This window comes from Hymenobacter terricola (assembly GCF_017921975.2).
Classification (GTDB): Bacteria; Bacteroidota; Bacteroidia; order Cytophagales; family Hymenobacteraceae; genus Hymenobacter; species Hymenobacter terricola.
On the sequence record NZ_JAGEMO020000093.1, the window covers coordinates 1 to 940 of the forward strand.

Annotated in this window: 1 protein-coding gene; it reads right to left on the minus strand. The window is 65.3% G+C overall.

Going from position 1 to position 940, the window contains the following annotated elements; genetic code table 11:
• Positions 1-22 precede the first annotated feature (22 nt).
• The coding region (locus J4G38_RS25085) for a transposase (RefSeq protein ID WP_226163838.1) at positions 23-940 on the minus strand (918 nt) is incomplete at its 5' end.

Sequence of the window (940 nt, forward strand, 5' to 3'; positions counted from 1 at the left end):
CGTGGCTGTTGCAGAACTCGGTTTAGGCGGTTCCGCTTTTAGGTAGCGACTTGGCGATTACCCAAGTGGGCGCTTTGGGGCGCCTGTTTCGCCGCCCAGCACGTGCATTTGCGGCCAGCAGGGGCCGGGGCAGGGCCACTGCCAGGTTCAGCTGCTGTTGGGGTCGGTACTTGAGGAGCTTTTTGAGGTTGTAAGCGACGGCGGTGAGCAGCATGGTTTTGTGCGCCCCGGCGTGGCCGCGCACATTCATCCGACGCAAGCCGTAGTGGTGAATCAGGTTTCCGAACACGGGCTCGACGGTACCCTGGCGGACGCGGCGTTTGCGTTGCCCCCGCCGGCTCTGCTGCCGCAGCCAGGCCCGGCGGTAGGCCGCGTCGTAAATCGAGCGGTTAATCTGCTTGCGTCGGGCCTTGGGCGCGCAGCTCGGTTTGCGCGGGCACTGCTGGCAGTCGCGGCAGGCGGCCCAATAGATTTTGTGCCAGCCCCCGTCCTGATTGGTATCGTATTTCTGAAAGGGCAGCGTTTTGCCCTCGGGGCAGGTAAAGGCGTCGGTGGCACGGTCGTAGGCGAAGCCCGCGATGTCGGGCTTGTACTGGCCAAAGACGGGAATCCAGGCCGTGATGTGCGCGGCTTCGAGTCGGGCATAGTTGGGTCCGTTCGCGTACCCGGCATCGGCCAACAGCGCGCGCAGGGGCAGTTCGTTCGTGCGCAAGCGCTGCTGCAGCCCGCTCAGCAGCCGGGGCAAGTGGAGGCTGTCGCGGCTGTCGGCGAAATCGGCCTGCACGTGGCTGATGATGCCGTGGGCCGTGTCCACGGCCAGGCTGCAGAGGTAGTTCAGGGCCCGGACCTTGCCAGGCTTGACGGAGATGCGCGCGTCGGGGTCGGTGGGGCTGTAATGCGTCTTGTTGCTCAGCAAGCGGGCTTTTTCGTGCTGCGCGCC